This is a genomic window from Colwellia sp. BRX10-1, from assembly GCF_014077545.1.
Taxonomy (GTDB): Bacteria; Pseudomonadota; Gammaproteobacteria; order Enterobacterales; family Alteromonadaceae; genus Colwellia_A.
Map to the genome: position 1 here is coordinate 1 of NZ_JACGWC010000020.1, position 19,064 is coordinate 19,064.

At 37.8% G+C, this 19,064-nt stretch carries 16 protein-coding genes and 1 pseudogene; 3 read left to right on the forward strand and 14 right to left on the reverse strand.

Annotation, left to right across the window (positions count from 1 at the left end; all coding sequences use genetic code 11):
- Positions 1-243, reverse strand: a pseudogene (locus H4J75_RS14625) (hypothetical protein); the annotation flags it as partial.
- A 116-nt stretch (positions 244-359) separates the two neighbouring features.
- Between H4J75_RS14625 and rsmD the strand changes: the two are divergent.
- The gene (rsmD, locus tag H4J75_RS14630) at positions 360-944 is read left to right on the forward strand and encodes a 16S rRNA (guanine(966)-N(2))-methyltransferase RsmD (RefSeq protein ID WP_070375326.1); all 585 of its coding nucleotides are present in this window, start codon (positions 360-362) and stop codon (positions 942-944) included.
- Positions 945-1,006: 62 nt separating this feature from the next.
- Here the strand turns inward: rsmD and H4J75_RS14635 are convergent, their stop codons facing one another.
- The 3 genes from H4J75_RS14635 to H4J75_RS14645 form a co-directional block, all read right to left on the reverse strand.
- The gene (locus H4J75_RS14635; protein WP_182222550.1) at positions 1,007-2,575 is read right to left on the reverse strand and encodes a serine hydrolase; all 1,569 of its coding nucleotides are present in this window, start codon (positions 2,573-2,575) and stop codon (positions 1,007-1,009) included.
- 63 nt (positions 2,576-2,638) lie between these two features.
- The gene (locus H4J75_RS14640; protein ID WP_182217821.1) at positions 2,639-3,238 is read right to left on the reverse strand and encodes a YjaG family protein; all 600 of its coding nucleotides are present in this window, start codon (positions 3,236-3,238) and stop codon (positions 2,639-2,641) included.
- 113 nt (positions 3,239-3,351) lie between these two features.
- On the reverse strand, positions 3,352-4,116 hold the full coding sequence (locus tag H4J75_RS14645) for a SapC family protein (RefSeq protein WP_182217822.1): 765 nt from the start codon (positions 4,114-4,116) through the stop codon (positions 3,352-3,354).
- Positions 4,117-4,354: 238 nt separating this feature from the next.
- Between H4J75_RS14645 and H4J75_RS14650 the strand changes: the two genes are divergently transcribed.
- The gene (locus tag H4J75_RS14650) at positions 4,355-4,675 is read left to right on the forward strand and encodes a hypothetical protein (protein WP_182217824.1); all 321 of its coding nucleotides are present in this window, start codon (positions 4,355-4,357) and stop codon (positions 4,673-4,675) included.
- Between the two features lie 107 nt (positions 4,676-4,782).
- Here the strand turns inward: H4J75_RS14650 and pgi are convergent, their stop codons facing one another.
- From pgi to H4J75_RS14695, 9 genes are all read right to left on the reverse strand, one after another.
- A complete protein-coding gene (gene pgi, locus H4J75_RS14655) occupies positions 4,783-6,411 on the reverse strand; it encodes a glucose-6-phosphate isomerase (RefSeq protein ID WP_182222551.1) in 1,629 nt (542 codons plus the stop codon).
- 104 nt (positions 6,412-6,515) lie between these two features.
- Positions 6,516-7,493, reverse strand: a complete 978-nt coding sequence (locus H4J75_RS14660) for a class 1 fructose-bisphosphatase (RefSeq protein WP_182222552.1) — start codon at positions 7,491-7,493, stop codon at positions 6,516-6,518.
- Positions 7,490-8,578, reverse strand: a complete 1,089-nt coding sequence (fbaA, locus tag H4J75_RS14665; protein WP_182222553.1) for a class II fructose-bisphosphate aldolase — start codon at positions 8,576-8,578, stop codon at positions 7,490-7,492. The genes H4J75_RS14660 and fbaA overlap by 4 nt, the downstream gene beginning before the upstream one ends.
- Before the next feature lies 1 nt (position 8,579).
- Positions 8,580-9,203, reverse strand: coding sequence for a bifunctional 4-hydroxy-2-oxoglutarate aldolase/2-dehydro-3-deoxy-phosphogluconate aldolase (gene eda, locus H4J75_RS14670; protein ID WP_182217831.1), 624 nt, complete (start codon positions 9,201-9,203; stop codon positions 8,580-8,582).
- 20 nt (positions 9,204-9,223) lie between these two features.
- Positions 9,224-10,174, reverse strand: a complete 951-nt coding sequence (locus H4J75_RS14675; RefSeq protein ID WP_182222554.1) for a sugar kinase — start codon at positions 10,172-10,174, stop codon at positions 9,224-9,226.
- 64 nt (positions 10,175-10,238) lie between these two features.
- Complete coding sequence (locus H4J75_RS14680) at positions 10,239-11,537, reverse strand: MFS transporter (RefSeq protein WP_182222555.1); 1,299 nt, start codon at positions 11,535-11,537, stop codon at positions 10,239-10,241.
- Complete coding sequence (locus tag H4J75_RS14685; RefSeq protein ID WP_182217836.1) at positions 11,537-11,914, reverse strand: cupin domain-containing protein; 378 nt, start codon at positions 11,912-11,914, stop codon at positions 11,537-11,539. Before H4J75_RS14685 ends, H4J75_RS14680 begins: the two co-directional genes overlap by 1 nt.
- A 9-nt stretch (positions 11,915-11,923) precedes the next feature.
- Positions 11,924-14,089, reverse strand: a complete 2,166-nt coding sequence (locus tag H4J75_RS14690) for a heparinase II/III family protein (RefSeq protein WP_259366411.1) — start codon at positions 14,087-14,089, stop codon at positions 11,924-11,926.
- A gap of 85 nt (positions 14,090-14,174) precedes the next feature.
- Positions 14,175-16,445, reverse strand: coding sequence for a polysaccharide lyase 6 family protein (locus H4J75_RS14695; RefSeq protein ID WP_404842708.1), 2,271 nt, complete (start codon positions 16,443-16,445; stop codon positions 14,175-14,177).
- 430 nt (positions 16,446-16,875) lie between these two features.
- On the opposite strand from H4J75_RS14695, the gene H4J75_RS14700 reads away from it, so the two are divergent.
- Positions 16,876-17,616, forward strand: a complete 741-nt coding sequence (locus H4J75_RS14700) for a FadR/GntR family transcriptional regulator (RefSeq protein WP_182217838.1) — start codon at positions 16,876-16,878, stop codon at positions 17,614-17,616.
- Positions 17,617-17,791: 175 nt separating this feature from the next.
- Here the strand turns inward: H4J75_RS14700 and H4J75_RS14705 are convergent, their stop codons facing one another.
- Complete coding sequence (locus tag H4J75_RS14705) at positions 17,792-18,673, reverse strand: NAD(P)-dependent oxidoreductase (protein WP_182222556.1); 882 nt, start codon at positions 18,671-18,673, stop codon at positions 17,792-17,794.
- Positions 18,674-19,064 lie beyond the last annotated feature (391 nt).

Here is a 19,064-nt window from a genome sequence, read left to right on the forward strand (position 1 = left end):
CTCTGGCTCTGGCTCTGGCTCTGGCCCTGGTTCTGGCTTTGTATCTGCAAGATTATTGTCTACAACAATGTCATCGATTACAAGGCTTTCACCTTGAATTTCTTCAACATTCTCTGCGATTTTTTCTTCAGAAACATCAGATGTTTCTACTGATGTTTCAACAACATCTGTAACTTCTTCAACAGCTTCTTCTTGCTGACGTCCCAAACCTAACCAGGAAAATAGACCTTTTTTCTTTGACATAACAATAAATTCTTCTCTGCACCATCATTTTGATGGCAATAGTTCACTAAACAAGGATAAAATCCTCGCTATAGTAGCACCTAAAAACAATACAAAAAACAAAAGCTGAGTAAGATATGAACAAACAACGTAAACAATCAGCAAAACCTAACAATAAAGGCAGTATTCGTATTATTGGCGGATCACACCGTGGCCGAAAGCTGCCTGTTTTAATGGCAGAAGGTTTAAGACCCACCACAGATAGGGTAAAAGAAACCGTTTTTAATTGGTTAATGCCTTTTATTCAAGACAGTCTCTGTTTAGATTGCTTTGCTGGCTCTGGTGGTTTGGGTTTTGAGGCATTATCACGAGGGGCAAGCCATGTTAGCTTCGTAGAATTAAACAAAGCGGCGGCTCAGCAATTACTTGAAAACCAACGTTTACTGAAATCAGCTAATATCTCGATAGTAAATAGTGATGCGCTGAGTTTCATTGAAAAAAATATCAGCAAATTTGATATTGTCTTTATTGATCCGCCTTTTCGCAAAAATTTAGTTGAGCAAACGGCCAAACGATTAGACCAACATAGTTTGGCTGACAACGCATTGATTTATATAGAAATGGAAAGTGAACAAAATAACCAACAGCTGCCCATGAACTGGACACTATTAAAAGAAAAAATAGCCGGACAAGTCGCTTATCGTTTATATCAAAAAATGTAACCTTCGTTTATCGCTGGGAGTTAACCTTAAACGCCCCCAGCTTAACATTATCAATAAAACGCTTACTGCTTAGGTTTAAGCTTTAAGTCATGAAAATCAAAGCTAAAATCGGTTGCGCGCGACACAGCTTGCATTGTTATCTCGTTAATTGAACCATCCGGATTCAGATTAAAATTAACAAAAGCATCGGCTTCCAAGGTTCTATCATCCCAGCGCACAATAAAAGTATTATGTTGATAATGCTCTAATACACCGCGCAATGCCGGTGTATGACCAAACTGCATGCTTAAAGCATTATTTGCATAGTTAATCGCAATATCACCGTACCAATTATCTTGATAGGTTTGTGCATAAGCTTTTAAAGGTAAAGAATGACGTGAATTTTTATCAACATTACTGGCGGCTTCTGCTAAACGATTTTTTTCTGCACTTTTTCGTTGCTCACTCATCGTCGCATAGAAATCCACCCAGTCTTTTTCAGGCAAGTCTAAATATTCATTTAATATTTGATGATAAATCGCATTAAAAGCATATCCCGATTGCTGATTGGTTAAAATAACCATCGCTAAGTTTTCTTCTGGAACTAAAACAACTTTAGAGACCATACCTAGAATGCCACCACTGTGATGAACTAACTTTACACCGTGATAATCATTTAAAAACCAACCTAGACCATAACCAGAAAAATGGGTTTTATCATTTTTTGTCGCGGTAGCTGATACCGGTAATATTGTTCGCATTTGCCACATGTTGTGGCTTTGACGTTCACTAAAAAGTTTTTTGTTATCACCGTAAACGCCTTGGTTTAACTGCGCTTTGAGCCATAAAGACATATCATTAACACTTGAGGCAACAGATCCCGCTGAAGAAAACTGCTCTAAGAAGTTACCACCAACCACATTTAGCTTGCCATCTAACGGAACATGAGCACGAGCAACATTTTTGTTGTCTGTTGAAATCAGTGAAAACTTTGCTTTAGTATTCTTCATCCCTAACGGCTTAAAAATAGTTTCTTTAATATTTTCTTGCCAAGTTTTACCGGTAACTTTTGCGATGATCTCACCGGCAATAACATACATTAAATTGTCGTAAGCGAACTCACTGCGAAAGCTTGAAACCTCGGGTAAATGCTTTAAGCCTTTAATAATATCTTTATTGGTTAACGTTGTACCTGGCCAAATCATCAGGTCGCCTGCACCTAGGCCTAAACCACTGTTGTGTGATAATAAATCGAGTAGGGTAAACTCGCGAGTCACGTAAGCGTTTGGCATTTGAAATTCAGGGAGTATATCAATAACCTTTGTTTGCCATGTTAATTTCCCTTGATCCACCAAATTGGCTAATAACGCTGCGGTCATCGCCTTAGTGTTAGAGGCAATACCAAAAAGAGTATCGCCATTAACCTTATTATTTTTACCATATTCAGTTAAACCGAAACCTTTACTCATCACCACTTTATTATCTTTAATAATAGCAACAGCAACACCAGGCACTTGAAAAGTATTCATTGCCTTATTAATCGATTTTTCGATATTTTGATTTTTTTGTTCAAGCGTATTTGCAGGATTACCAAAAGCTAAAGAGGCAAATAGATAGGCTACCGTCATCAAAATAGTGTGGAATAATTTCATCTTTTATCCTAATTGTTTAGTTATTCTAATTGTTTAGTTATTCTAATAAGTAGATTGTGCATCCTAAGTAATTTCAATGCCTAAATTGGATAATCCTTCTTCAAGAACCATCGCTTTAATTTTAATACAGGTTTCTTTATTTTCAGGAGAATCTTTTAGTGCGTAATAGAGCTCATTTTGCGTATCAAACTCCCACTCCATTAATGGGTGTTGTTCTATTTCTTTAGTCGTAATGTCACTGTCGTCATTAGCGTCTCTTTGATCAGCGATCATCAGTTCAACATAATAAGTTACGCTATTCTCTGATAATCGTGAGACAATTTCAGCGCCTTCTACCTCTTTATCTTGCATCGCCTGTAAAAGTGACATTGTTGCCATAGTTGCATCAATGGCTGGAAATACCCCAAAAAAATCAAAACCTTCTGGATCGGGTATTTGTGGCTCCAGTTTATTTATTTGTGCTTCATAATTTATTTTACAACGATTATTTTTATCAAGCCACTGCCAGATAAGCTCTAATTGATTACGTAATACTGAAAATTCACCAAAATCTGCATGTTCAGAAAAAACTTTATAATTGGGGATCATTCGCTCTAATAATGCAGCAGAAAAAGCGATCTGTTGCCATTGACTTAAATGGGAAAAAGGAAGTTGAATAGCCACTGTACTCTCCATGGAAAAGTTTAAAAAATGAGTATATCCCAAAATATAACATTACGTTTATTTAGATATAAAAAAAGAGCCATAAGGCTCTTCTCTTTAAAACCGTTAAGCGATTACGCTTCAGCAGTTTCTTTAGCAAATTGTATTTGAATAGCCGTTACTTTTTGCTCACTATCAGATAGATTGCGTAATTGAGCTAAACGATTAATTTGACCAATCGATCCTAACATCGCATGAATCGGAATAAATAGACCTCGTTTATGGAAATCTAAAACTTTAGCTTCGCTAAGTTCCTGAAGTTTTTTCTCATTAATGCCAAATAAACCAACCAGTTTTTTATTTTCGCCGGTACTGAAATTAATATGCAATTCTAATTCTCGCAATAAATCATTTTCAGCTAATTCAACCATGAATCGTTCTGTCATCGTTTCATTTTCATATAAACGGCCTAATGATTCTTGAACGTTTTTATAAAAATCGGTAACCAAACCTTCAGCGTCAAACAAGGCATTATCTTTATCATCGCCTACATAAGCACTGTCTAAATCGATATAAGTCGTTAACGTTTTTTCTTTATCTGGGTCTATACCTAAACCAAACGGCATCATAGATGCACCGTGTGGTAAGTAAGTACCAGTCCAACGTTCATCTTTATAGTATAAGTTTTCGCCAGCTTCTAGTCCTAGCATAACGATACTGCGGAAGCTTGAGCCCTCAGGCTGTTTAACTAAGAAGATAGGAAAGCTGTTAGCAGCTTTGGTATATTCTGCTGCGGTAATTGGAGCAATGTGTTGCTTCTCAATATGTTCTAAGCCACGTTTAGTAGTAACTTTTAAATTCTGGTGTTGATCTTTTCTTACTGGAACGACGTTAGCCATAATAATATTCTTCTCTTTAATGCATGCGCTTTTCATTTAAAAATTTTAGCGCTTATATAATGTTATAAATAGTTATGGTGCCAATAGGGAGAGCTTTCAATGGTATATAAAAAAAAATGTTCTTTTTATTTAAATATTAAATCACTTTTCACTCTACACAATAAGTCAGCTATACTTTTGTAAAGAATATCAAATAGCTAATACTTCCTTATTATCTAAAGAAAATAATGTAAATTTAATGAAAAACTTACTCATCACCCTATTTTTTGCTGTATTAATATTGTTATTAACAAATATCGTCCATGCGAAGCCAAAAACAAAAACTATTTATGGCCGTAATTTAGACGGATTTGCACAGGTTAAAATAAAAAACAACACGACTGAAAACCTTGCCTGTTATGTTGCAATCGACGGGTACAAAATTAAATTTCGATTACAGGCACTTCGTGAATCGAAATGGTACACCGCCACAGATAAACGTTTTCAATACCGTAGCTTTAGTTCTTGGTGCGACTACTTAACTTTATATCCCGAATATTTAAAATATCAAACTTTCTAATTTTTGATAGATGCAGATAATAAAATATATAAATCCCACTTAAATATAGCAAAAATTAGCGCTAAAAAACTAGCGCTAATAGTCGACTATTGGCTAAGCTTGAGCATTTAGCGAGCTCTGTAAAGCTTAATAAGGGCATTCGTTGAGCCATCCATATCTAGCGTTTCACTGGGGTCAGTTATTTTTGTTAGTACTTTATTACCCAGCGATTTGCCTAATTCAACCCCCCATTGGTCAAAAGAGTTCACTTTCCAAATAACCCCCTGCACAAACACTTTATGCTCATACATAGCAATTAAACTGCCAAGCACCTTAGGTGTTAACTTTTCAAATAAAAGCGTGTTACTGGGTTTATTACCCTCCATAACTTTATGTGTAGACAGCTTTTGAATCTCTGATACATCACAGTTCGCTTTTTTCATTGCCGCTTTCACTTCTTCGAGACTTTGCCCTGCCATTAAGGCCTGACTTTGACCAAAACAGTTAGACGCCAGCATGTCATGATGATTCCCCATCTCGTGAAAGGGGAATAACGGCATCAAAAAATCAACAGGAATAGGGGTTTTGCTTTGATGAATAAGTTGATGAAACGAGTGCTGACCGTTGGTCCCTTCGCTTCCCCAAATGATCGGCCCAGTATCATAAGACATCGATTTATTATCAAGTGAAATAGATTTTCCGTTACTCTCCATATCCAACTGTTGGATATAAGCCGGTAAACCCCGTAAATAATGGTAATAAGGTAATAAAACCTGTGATTGCGCGCCATGAAAATTTCGGTACCAAATACCTAATAATGCCAAAATAACCGGGAGGTTTTTTTCAAGTGGCGCCTGGGTGAAATGTTCATCCATTTCAAACGCACCTTGTAAAAAGTCACGGTAATGCTCAAAACCTATCGCTAAAGCTAAAGGTAAACCAATCGCAGACCAGACCGAATAACGTCCTCCCACCCAATCCCACATCGGAAAAATATTATCTTTATCTATACCTAATTCTTGCGCGGCCTCAACATTAGACGACACACAGGCAAAGTGATGTTTAACGTTTTCGGTGGTGGCAGTAGCAACAAACCAATCACGTGCTGTTAGGGTATTACGCAGTGTTTCTTGGGTAGTTAATGTTTTAGATGACGTAATAAAGAGCGTCGTTTCAGGATTGACTTTAGCAAGCACATCATGAATGTGACAACCGTCAACGTTCGCAATAAAATGGACGTTTAACTGGCTTTGTTGATAAGGCTTTAGTGCCTCTGACATTATTTTAGGTCCAAGAAAAGACCCGCCAATGCCAATACTAATCACATCCGTAAATGCTTTGCCGGTATAGCCTACTTTTTTACCTGATGAAATATCATTAACAAAAATTTCGAGCTTAGCCAGCGTTGTCTGTATTTGTGGCATCACATCGACACCATCAACATAGACAGCGCTCCCTGAAAAGTTACGTAACGCGGTATGTAATACCGGACGATTTTCAGTGGTATTAATCGCTGAGCCATTAAACATCTGAGCACGCTTATCGACTAAACCGGATGATTGTGCCAGATTCATGAGTAAGTGCATGGTTTCATCAGTAACGCGGTTTTTCGAATAATCGAGCATTATTCCCGCGCCAGAAAGTGAAAAATTATTAAAACGTTCCGTATCTTGCGTAAATAAATCGCGCATTTGTACCGGTACGTTTTTATTATAATGATTGACGAGTGACTTCCACTCAGGGGTGCTTGGTAACATACCCGTTATATCCTAATTTAAAAGAGGAGACTGACTACAAAGTCACATGATAGCGTAACCTTTAGCTATCGGTCATATTTATACGAAAAAATCATTACAACTGATTAGGGCGTTGGCTTTAAATACCCTAAACATGCATCAACTTCTTCCGTTGAGCCCATAATCACCGCAACACGTTGATGAATATGCGATGGTATGATTGTTAAGATACGCTCGTGTTCAGTAAAAGCTTTACCCTGAGCATTTTCAACAAGCATGGCTAAGGGATTGGCTTCATACAACAAACGTAATTTAGCCGGTTGCTGAGCATTTTTAGTATCGCTGGGGTAGCAAAAAATACCACCACGAGACAAAACACGATGAACATCACCCACCATAGCGCCATTCCAACGCATGTTATATTTTTTAGCGCGCGGGCCTTCATTGCCTAACAGTAATGCATTAATGTAATCGGTAAAGCCCGATGACCACTGAGTAAAGTTTGACATATTGACCGCAAACTCTGCTGTCTGTGTCGGTATTTCCAGTTGTGCGGTGGTCAGTAAGTAGCAGCCTTGTGTTCTATCTAAGGTATATAAACGCGACGGACCGCCCGTGGTCAGCGCCAGCATGGTCGAGGGACCATATAACACATAGCCCGCACATACTTGTTCGGTTCCTTGTTGAGCAAATTGTAATTCGCTGGTTGCCGGAACGTCGTCTTTGGCGCGATAGATGGTAAATATCGTGCCTATTTGACCATTAATATCAATATTAGAAGAGCCATCAAGTGGGTCAAAGGCGACAATATAAGGGGCACCTTCGATTGCCGCAACCACCGAGTCTTCTTCTTCAGACGCAATGGTTCTAACGCGACCACTCTCTAACAACATATCTTTAAGTAACTGATTACTGATGATGTCTAATTTTTTTTGCGTTTCACCCTGAATATTCTCATCTAAGGTAGAGCCCAGCACATTTGACAATGCGCCTTGTCCCACTCTAAAAGAAATTTCTTTACAGGCTGTTAAAATGGTATCAATTAACAGAATAAGTTCAATATCAACCTTATCGTTTTCTAAACAATGAACTAAGCGTTTCATAAGCCTCCCTTATACCGATTAAGGCAATTAAGTTCTTTAAATGAAAGGATTAAACGCTCAGCCATCGACAGTTCGACTTTACGTAACCAGACACGTGGGTCGTAATATTTTTTGTTAGGACTATCGTCACCCGTAGGGTTACCTATTTGGCTTTGCAGATAAGCTTTATTGTCTTGATAATAGTCAGCAACCCCTTTCCAGCTTGCCCACTGTGTGTCGGTATCTATATTCATTTTGATGACACCATAACCAATAGCTTCAGTGATTTCTGCTGGTGCAGACCCTGATCCACCGTGAAAAACAAAGTTCAGCGCGTTATGTCCCAAAGCATATTTTTCGGCAACAAAGGCTTGAGAGTTTTTCAATATCTTAGGCGTTAATTGCACATTACCAGGCTTATAAACGCCATGCACATTACCAAAAGAAGCCGCAATGGTGAATGAATCACTGACACGACTTAAGTGCTCATAAGCATAAGCAACATCTTCGGGTTGGGTATAAAGTAATGAAGCATCAAGGCCAGTATTATCGACACCGTCTTCTTCGCCGCCTGTACAGCCGAGCTCAATTTCTAAGGTCATACCGATTGCTGTCATGCGTTTAAGATAACGAGCACAAATATCAATATTTTCGACTAATGTTTGCTCAGATAAATCAATCATATGCGAGCTAAATAATGGTTCGCCCGTTGTTTTAAAATGTGCCTCGCTGTGCGCTAATAAGCCATCAATCCAAGGTAAGAGCTTTTTAGAAGCATGGTCGGTATTAATGATGACAGGAATATCATAAAACTTAGCCACGGCTTTAATATATTTTGCCGCGATAACACCGCCTTCAATGGCGGCATCCATAGGTGAAAGTTTATGCCCTTTACCAATAAAAAAAGCCGCACCCGAATATGATAATTGAATAATAATAGGTGAGTTTATTTCACTGGCCGCTTCGAGTGCTGCATTAATAGAGTTAGTACCAATGACATTAACCGCAGGGTAAGCAAACTTATTTTTTTTAGCATAATCAAAAAGCACGCTAACATCTTCACCGAAGACAAAACCACTATTGACTAGATCTGATAAACTCTTCATATTAATTAATTCCTTGGGCAGTTAAACAAGCAGCTGTGATCTTAGACCATTGCCCCGATTCTACCCAGTTAGCATCAGCAATCCAAGTGCCACCGACAGCAAATACATTGGTTAATGCTAAATATTCATCTTGATTACTCTGCTTAATTCCGCCAGTTGGGCAAAAAGATATGTCTTTAAAAACTGACCCCATAGCTTTTAAAAACGGAGCACCTCCAGATAATGAAGCAGGAAATAATTTGAGCTCGTTATAGCCAAATTCCTTTGCTAAAAGTATATCTGCCGTATTAGATACTCCAGGAAGTACCGGAACCGTACATTTAGCTAAAACAGTCAGTAATTGACTTGATACTGCTGGCGTAATAATAAAATCACTACCCGCGTCGAGTGCTTGCTTTAAAACATTAGCGTCAAGCACCGTACCAGCACCTACTTTTAATTCGGGTAGTTCTTGCTTAATGGCTTTTATAATATCAAGTGATGCTGGCGTTCTCAGTACCACTTCAACTAAACCAATACCTGCGGCGGCCATAGCTTTAGCAATATTAAGTCCTTGTTCAACATTGTCTGCTTGAATTATAGGTAGCAGAGTCTGCTTTCCCATCAGTGTGGAAAATGATTTCATGAATGATCCTTATTAAATTTTTAGACTAATTCGAGTTGAGTTTTTATAAACCGATTAAACTCATCTGCTGGTGCAATAGCACCTCTATGTTGTATTACAAAGCCAGCGGCTTTTGATGCTAAGGAGATTGAGTCATTTACTGAGTACCCCTCAATACGAGCACCAAGGTAAACGCCATTAAATGAATCGCCAGCAGACGTCGTGTCAACCACATTTTCTACTGGGGTGATGGCAAATTGAGACGTTTCGCCGTCAACGACAACTAAAATGCCTTGCTCGCCATTTTTTATGATTAATTCAGTTAAGCCAAATTGCTGACAGTATTGATTAACTTCTTCAACGGTAGTCATGCCAAATAATTGTTGAAAATCATCAACACCAGGCAAAGATAAATCTGATTTTTGTAAGGCTAATTCAAACTGCTCTTGAGCTTCTTTGGCGCCACTCCACATACGAGGACGGTAATTAGGGTCAAATACAATTTGTACTCCTGCGGCTTTTAATTGATCAATTAAAAGCCAGAATGCTGCTCTAGCACTTGGCTCAATAACAGCCAAAGAAATACCGGAGAAAAAAAACATATCTCCTTTTGCTAATTGACTTATCACTTCATCATCAATGTGTTGCATTACTTGGCGAGCAGCAGAGTTTTCACGCCAATAGGTGAAACTACGTTCACCTTGCTCATCAAGTTGAATAGAGTATAAACCTGGGATTTTTGTTGTCGATTTAAACACAAAATCACAGCCAATATTTTCATTCTCAAAGTATTGGAGCATATCAAGGCTAAATGGGTCTTGACCAACAGCGGTAACTAAATGCACGTTCATGTCAGCAAAAGTGCGTTTTAGGTAAACAGCTGTGTTAAAAACATCTCCGGCAAACGATTGTTTCATTAGAGTAGATGACTGATCTTGTGCAGCAGGCATCAATTCAATCATACATTCGCCGAATAAATAAATGTTCTTCATTTACATAGCCTTATTAATTTTAATTAAAATTTATCCGGTAACTAATTACCGGATGATTACATGCTTAAGCTTTAGGTTTTAATGGTTCTATTTTGGGAATAAGAATCCAAACAGCGGCCATTGCAATAATAGCTAAAGACGCACCGATAACAAAAGCAGGGGTGTAGTTACCATCAGCAGTTAAAATAGGCACTAACGCTGTTAAGCCTAATGCGCCAAATTTTGCCGCCATGCCTGAAAATCCAGCGAGTGTACCTACAGATTTTTTACCAAAAAGGTCACTAGGTAATGTTTGAAGATTACTGATAACGGTTTGGAAGCCAAATAAGATAACAGCCATAATCATTACCGCTGTAGTGGGTCCACCAGGGCTTGCCATCGCTAATAGTGCTGGCAACATAATCAAACAACCCAAAGTAATGGTTAACTTACGAGTTCTATCAATATTCCAGCCTGCCTTTATACGATTCTGTGCAAGAAGACCACCAAACCAAGCACCAAACATAGCACCCACATAAGGTACCCATCCGTAGATACCAATAGCTTTAACATCCATGCCATACACTTCGTTAAGGTAAATAGGGATCCAAAAAACAAATAGCCACCAAATAGGGTCAATAGCCGCTGAAGCAATAATTACGCCCCAACTTTCTTTACGTGACAGTAATTCACCCATACTTGGGTTATATTCGTCTTCCGTTGAAGAATCATCAACATTAGTATTTCGTTGACCCGTTAAAATATATGCGCGTTCTTCATCGGTGATCCAAGGATGTGATTTAGGTGGCGCCTTTACCAATATAATCCAAGGAATAAGCCACAATAAACCAACCAAACCAATAACAACAAAGACCATTTGCCAACTGAAATAAACGGTCAAATAGGCCACTAACGGAATAGCAATGATACCGCCAATAGCAGCACCAGAGTTGAAGATACCTTGTGCTAAGGCACGTTCTTTTGTCGGGAACCAATCGGCATTACTCTTAGCTGCACCGGGCCAGTTTCCAGCTTCCGCAACACCTAATATAGCGCGAAAAATACTGAAACTCAGTACACCCTGTGCAAATGCGTGAGCGGCAGTGGCAAGAGACCAAACACCAATAGATAACACAAAGCCTAAACGAGTACCGATCCAATCAAATATCTTGCCAAAAATTGCTTGACCAAAAGCATAAGATAAAATGAAAACCATGGAAATATTTGCATAGATTTGTTTTCGTTCAAAAGCTGATTCATCAGGAAATAAATCTTCAACGATGTCTGGCCACAATACAGCAAGTGCAGATCGATCAATGTAGTTAATTATGGTGGCGATTGCGATTAACGTAATAACCCACCAACGGAGATTTTTAAGTTTCATTAGCTGCTTTCCTTATTGTGAATATGATCAAAAGCACCTTCTTCGACAAAATCTTCCCGAGCAGGGCTAAAAGTATCAATTAAAATTCCACCGGTATGGCAAGTCGCACCATGGTCAGCATGGGGTGGTATCATACAGCTATCACCTGGCTTTAATATTTTAGTTACACCATTAATGTTAAAGTGAAATTCTCCTTCAACAACATAGGTTACTTGAGAGTGCCGGTGAGCATGATTGTAACCAATGGCACCTTTTTCAAACCAGATCTTAACTGCCATCAACTCATGGTTGTAACCCAACATTTGACGCTTTAAACCGCCGCCTATATCTTCTATTTCTGTTTCATTACCAAATGAAAAATTTTCACTTTGACTCATGGTTGACCTCTATTTTTTAATTTCGAACAATTTAAAACGGCCATCAAATTTATATTTTGAGCCATTAAATGAAAATGCATTGCGTTGATTTTTTTCAGTTGCATTAAACGCTAATAGATAATGTTTATCGCCACTAAGCATGATTTCTACCACATCAATATCATCAATCTTTTGATGTGATAATGTTTCAACACTGCTTACGGCTGCGATGGTAAATTCTTTTGATGGGTTATATTCGCCATGCGGCTCTAATACGCTAACAAAGGTATGATTCTTAGATTTTGTTTTACGGTTGATAAAGGCATTTTCGTTACGTAAGTTAAAGAGCGGATCGTTGGCTCCAATCTGAGTAAAGATTAAGGAAGCATCACCGTCCATAACGATCGAGTTTGTGTAAAACCGACCATTATCATTTAACCAAGTAATTTGAGATAAGCCAGCCTTGGGTTGAGCTTGTGCTTTTAACCATAAGTGTTGATAGCCATTTTCTTTGCCAAGGACTGGCAAGCTAGTTAAATGGGTGTTTAAGTCAAAGCTTGTGCTAATTAAATGACCTTTGTAATGGACAGGTAAATCATACTGATGTGCTTGCTTTGACATAACATCAAAAACATCAACAACCAATGATTGTTCCTGCTCTGGCAGTTTTATTAACGCTATGGTGCGAGTTAATGAAACACCGTCATAAGCACTATTGATACGTGCAGAACTGATCGTCACATTAGTATCTTTTTCAAAAAACACCAGTTTAGGGTAATTGGCATTACCCACGGCAACATTGGCATTAAAATGTGATTTTTCGTCAACAACAACGGTGTTATGCGCAACAGTTTGTTTAGCCCATGTTTGGTTTTCTGGCAAATATCGCCCACCAAATTTAGCTTCAACATTTAAAAATCGAGCAGCGCCGTAATCTGAGACTATCTCTTCACCTTTATCATAAAATTGCCAAGTCAGTTTATCAAAATGTCCATGACCTAAACCTTGCGCGGCGGGTTTAAACAGTACCGCTTGTTCTCCACCAACATTTTGGCGCATGATCACTAAGGCACCTTGCTCGCCATCGTTACCATCACCAAAGGCAACCGACTTAAATTTATAAGGCGTAGCTAGATGATTATCTAAAGCATTTGCCACTTTTAAACCGTCGCCAGTTAATAAAATCTGTTTCTGCAGGTTAGCAATATCAAGTAAACCTGTGTCTTTTGTAAAACCATAGGCTATGGCAACACCATTAACTAACTCAATAGTATCGATACCCTTACTTTTAATCGCATCATTAATTGGAAAGAATAAATTGTTGTAGCTTAATTGTATCGTCGTATCAATCGCTTTTAATACGATTCCATCACGGTATTCAAAAATTTTACGTTCAGGTTGATTGGTTTGAATAGCCTTAGCAAAGGTAATAAACGGCAGTAACGCAAAACGTTGGTAATAAGGACCTTCATTGTAATAACCTGCGGGAGAGAAAAGCTCATCTAACTGTCTTAAAAATCCGCCCTTGCCAGATTTATCTAAACCATAAAGCGCTTGTTCTACCCAGTCCAACTCACCTAATACATAACCTGTCATACCAACAGCAGCCGTTGTCCAGGTACCATGGTTATGAACTTTATTGAATGTTTCAGGAGAATCGACAGATAAAAATTTTACAATAGGATGAAATAGCCCTTTTTCAATGGTCGATTTTTCAGCAGATGTTAAAGAAGGTATAATTAAATCGTAAGCTTGACTGGTATATACCAACCACATCGCTTCGTTTAAGCTTTGCCAAAAGAGTTTACCTGGGTTTTGTTTACCCATTTTTCTTTTTGGATGCAAAGGTAAAGTAGGGTAGAGCTTTGCATACTCAAGCAACATGTCACGTACGTAATTTGCATATTTTTCATCTTGCGTTAATTGATAAATAATCCCTGCATCGTACATCAATTTATAATTTTTCTTATGGCGCTCATGGGTATAACCGCCGCCGCCATCTTTTGGTAGAGGTACAGTTATCACTTGTGTTATTTGCTTATTAACTAATAATTTATTAGCAACAAAAGCTTCGGTAAACTGTCCATTTTGTTCAATAGCACCACGCATATCAGCGACATCCGCAGTGGTAATAACAAGATTAGGGCTCGTATATGCCATCACCTTATTACTTGCCAGTACCGCGGTAATCAGCATGGAAATAAGAAATAGCCCCTTTTTTGCTGAACACCATATTGGTGAATAAAATGACATTGGATTAGAAATTTTCATAGAGAAGCTCTTAGTTAGATTGCTTGTTGTTTAATAGCACAGCGGTATGCGGGCCTGCGGCATGTAGCTCTTTCACATTAGGCGCTGCTGTACCCTTAAAGTTATTATCATTTATAGCTGTTTTTGGTTCGCCTACGGTATGTTCAATAATGATCTCAGCAGTATCAGTAAAAGTATTATTGTCGATATTGGTAACCTGTACACCGTGCAAGTAAAGACTCGATCCAGTTTTATTACGCTTACCATTACCACTATTGTTAATAGCGTTTTTATACATCGCTAAATGAGGACCAAAAGTACTTTCGTCAGTGCCACCTCGATATAAGTTAACTAAAGCACCTTGTACATTATCAAAAGTGTTATTTTTTAAAATGACATATTCCGCGTTATAAATACCTAAGTCTTCAATTTCTTTGTTTAAGCGAAGAAAATCACCGGTGATATCGGTAAATTGGTTATTAGTTAACTCAATATAATCAGCAAACGAACCATTACCCGCGTCAAAAAAATGAAACGAATGATTAATATCAAGTCCACTCACCTTGCTATTACGCATAACAAAACGGTAGTTATAAACCATTCCCCATTTCTGTGAACGAACTAAGGTATTACCTGAAGCATCGGGACTGTTGCTACCATTTATATTCAAGCCATCAAGAGTTAAGCTACCTCCATCAGAAATTTGAAATAAGGTAGAACGCTGAAAAGTTACCTTAACCATGCCTTGATTTTGCGCTTTAATCGATACCGTTTTATTAATATCAATCATCTTTCTAACATCGTAATTTCCATCAGCCAATATAAGGACATCGCCATTACTTGCTGAAACCACAGCATTAAATAAAGCATCGTCTTCTGCTTTAACATTAATAGTATGACCCGATTCAAAGGCAACTAAGCCATCAGTTTTCTTGTACCAACTTGGACCTGTTGCTGATTTTAAAACGGGTGATAAACTCTTTTTAGCTCCCTTAGCCAAAAGTTTTTTGTCGGTAGGGTAAAGCAAGCCATTAGCTGCACGCTTAAGCTCAATATTCTGTTGGCTAATACCTGATGCTAGCTTTTCTAGCGCGACAGTATTTGCAATATTGCCTTTAAATTTAATGCCACTTACATCGTCAAATAGCGTAAAAGGTTGTTGACCATTATCATTAAAAATTAAGTTGTTTTGTACTTTAGAGTTAATTGGTACCGCACTTCTTTCTTGGTCGCTTCCTGCTGCTAGCTGAATATGATCAACATTAATTAAAGAATTATTTTCAATTAAAGCGTTATCAACTTGGTGATATCGATTAATAGATGAATTAGGAACGCCATTCATGACAGTAAAGCCACTGCCAAAACGATAACCGGTTAGTCCTTCAAAATAATTGTTACGAATAATTTGTTCTTTATTTATTACTCGAATACCACCGGTATGGTCAACGCCATTACCAAAGAAGACATTTCCTTCTATGATATTGCCATTACCGTGGCGTAAGGTCAGCGTACCTCTCGACTCAAAAAAGACATTATTACGAATTTTATTTTGTCCTGATTTAACTGATATTATTTCTACTTCACCATCACAGCGATCAAAATAATTATTTTCAACTAAGGTGTATGAATTTGATAATGAATAATGGCTGGTGCCAATACGAAGAGTTTCGCCACCATTAGAGCCAAGAATAGGGCGAGGGCCAAAATAGTTATGATCTATTTTATGATGATTCTCTTGACTATCTACTGTATCTAAACGAACAGCAAGAGTTACCCCTTTATTACGTTTACCGGTGAGGTAATTATGATCAAAACGATTATATTGACCATAAATAGCCACCCAATAGTCAGACTCACGCTTATCAGGATTACTGAAGTTATCAATAACAACTTCTGTTACCCGTGAATGATAAGCTAAATTTTCTTTATTACTTCTAAAAGCGACAACAGCACTACTAGGCGTATAACCATTTTTAAAAACTAATCCTGAAACGACTAAATGCTTACCAGACAACCTCAAATTTGATTGCCCAGTCAGGAAAACCTTACCTTTTGTTTGTGCCTTTAGTGTTATTGGCTTTTGTTTTGTACCTTCGCCTTTAAACAAAATTTCAAAGTTATTCCATATGCCGTCAGACAAGATAATATTGTCACCCGGCTTTACTTTTTCCAATGCATTTTTATACGCCGTTTGATCGCCAACTAACCATTCTTTTGCCGCTAATTGGTTTGTTGTTAACATTAAGCAAAATGTTATGGTGAGACAACACAGTAGATAGGGTGATAGTTTAGTTTGCTGCATAAAATAACCTATGAAATTAAAGTGTAAAATTTAACGTTTTTACTAATAACTATTAAATAACGTCAACATATTGGTATTAATTGGATTTAGTTAAAATAAAAGTATCACTTCCCTTTACATTTCGGGCTTATCCAACGCCATTACTAATGTAATAAAACTGCTCACATCGTACTTTTAACTAACAATCGATTTAATTTAACTGATATCAACAGCCATTGTCAACCAAATCACATTACCAAATACCGTTCAATTGGTAATAATTAAAGTTGAGTTTAGCGCTAGACCTTTATACAGAAGTTATCTTTGCACCTAGACCAAAACATTAATAAACAGACAATTCCTCACCTAATAGTTTTGCCATAAGCGCCAGAAGGCTATATGATTAGTTATATAGGGCATCACTTTATTATATTTAGCTAAGGAAAATAATATGAGCAGCAACCGCAGGCTATTTTGGGGTATTGTAGATAAAATAGAGGCTTTAATTGATTCTGAAATTTACACCGCAGGCAGTCGCTTACCACCAGAAAGAGAATTAGCTGAAACATTTAAAGTGAGCAGACCAACGATTCGAGAGGCAATAATTGCCCTAGAAGTTCGTGAGAAAATTGAAGTTAAAACAGGTTCCGGCGTTTATGTTTTAAAACCGGTTAACCAATTATCGGGCTTACACAAGCAAATTAATGCTTTTGAGGTTACTCAAGCTAGAGCATTAATTGAAGGTGAAGTAGCAGCGATTGCGGCAACAACCATCACCGAAGATGAATTGGTTCGCTTACATCAAACCTTAGTTGATATGGAAAACAGTCAGTTTATTGCTGCCGCTGATAAAGAATTCCATCAAATTATAGCCAATGCTACCCGTAATAGCGCGATGATTTTAACCGTACAAAATCTTTGGAAGCTTCGCTCATCAACACCAGAAATTATTAAAGATTATGACAGTGTTTGCAGTAAAGATAATTCAAAAACACTTGCAGAGCATAAAGCGATCTATCAGGCATTAAAATTAAGAGACGCTCCTCAAGCAAGGCTTGCTATGCACAGTCATTTTAACCGACTAATAAACGCCTTATTTGATGCCGTCGAGTCGAGAGCGTTAGAAGAAATAAAACAAAAAAACAGTGAAAAGCGTGGACTTTATTCAATTCCTCACTCTAACGATATTTAATTAATTATAACTTTATATCAGGTAAAACATAAAAGGCCTCTTTAATAGAGGCCTTTTATTTAACTATATCGTCAATCAACTCATCACTTAAAATCTAACAACAGTGCGGTCGCCTTACTAATAGCGTCATTATGCTAAAACAATATTCGTCACTTTAGCATGATATACATTGAAATTACTTCGCCAATTTAAGGAAGTAGTCAAATATTTCTGGCACGTTACCATTACCCATGTCGGCAGCAACTGCTGCATTTAGATTGGCAGAAGTACCTTCAGCAATTTGTGACACAGTACCAAGGTCTTTGACCATTTCTAAAAAGTAACCTAAATCTTTATTCGCATTAGCGATAGAGAAACCTAAATCACTTACACCATCTACGGCGTAGTTTTTACAAAAGCCCATAAACGGTGAGTTAGATGGACCTGTCGACATAATATCAAAAAGCTGTTGGCGGTCAACGCCAGCTTTATCAGCAACAGCAAAAGCTTGTGACATCGCTGTAACCGTAGTCATACCGATGAAGTTATTTATGAGCTTAGTCGTGTGACCTGCACCAAGAGCGCCAAGATGGAATACATTTTCACCTTGCTGTTCTAAAATAGGCTTCACTTTATTAAAAGTATCTAAGTCACCAGCAGCCATAATATTAAGTAAGCCATCTTTAGCATGAGCGGGTGTTCGACCTAATGGGGCATCTATCATCCCTGCGCCTTTCTTGGCAAGATCTCCACCAATCTTACGAGTAGATGCTGGTATAGAAGTACCAAAATCAATCAGAACAGCACCTTCTTTAATACCCGCTAAAATACCGTCTTCAGCATAAACTAGCTTTTCAACAACAACAGAAGTTGTTAACGCAAGCATTACTATATCACTACGTTCTGCGAGTTCTTTCGCTGAGGTGACTTCAGTAGCATTACCGCGAGCAATTACCTTAGCAACCGCCTCTTTATTTAAATCCATTACATTTACTTGAAAGCCACGCGTTTGTAGGTTTTCGACCATGTTGCCGCCCATAAGGCCAAGGCCGATGAAACCTATAATAGGTTTTGTCATATCTAACTCCTAAAAATATTATTGTTTGTTTATCTGAGTGCAACATTGCTCACTTTATCGATGGGCATGTTATTTTATTTGAGTATATTTAGCTAAATTATCTAAGCCCTAGGGTAATACTCGGTATATAAACCGAACACCGAACCTTATATTCAAGCGGTTAATAATTTCGGTATAAACACGGTATGCTTGTCTTGTGTCTATACAAACTTATTGCTTAGAAACACTCGAAACAATAAGGAACCATTAAATACTAACCAAAACAACAATAGGTGTCAACCAATCAATAATTATTGGTAATAGAGTTGGTTTAACTTATTAAAAACAATGAAGCTTATAGGTGTTATCCGTATTCATCTAAGCTATTTTATAGTTTAACCATTTCATTTAT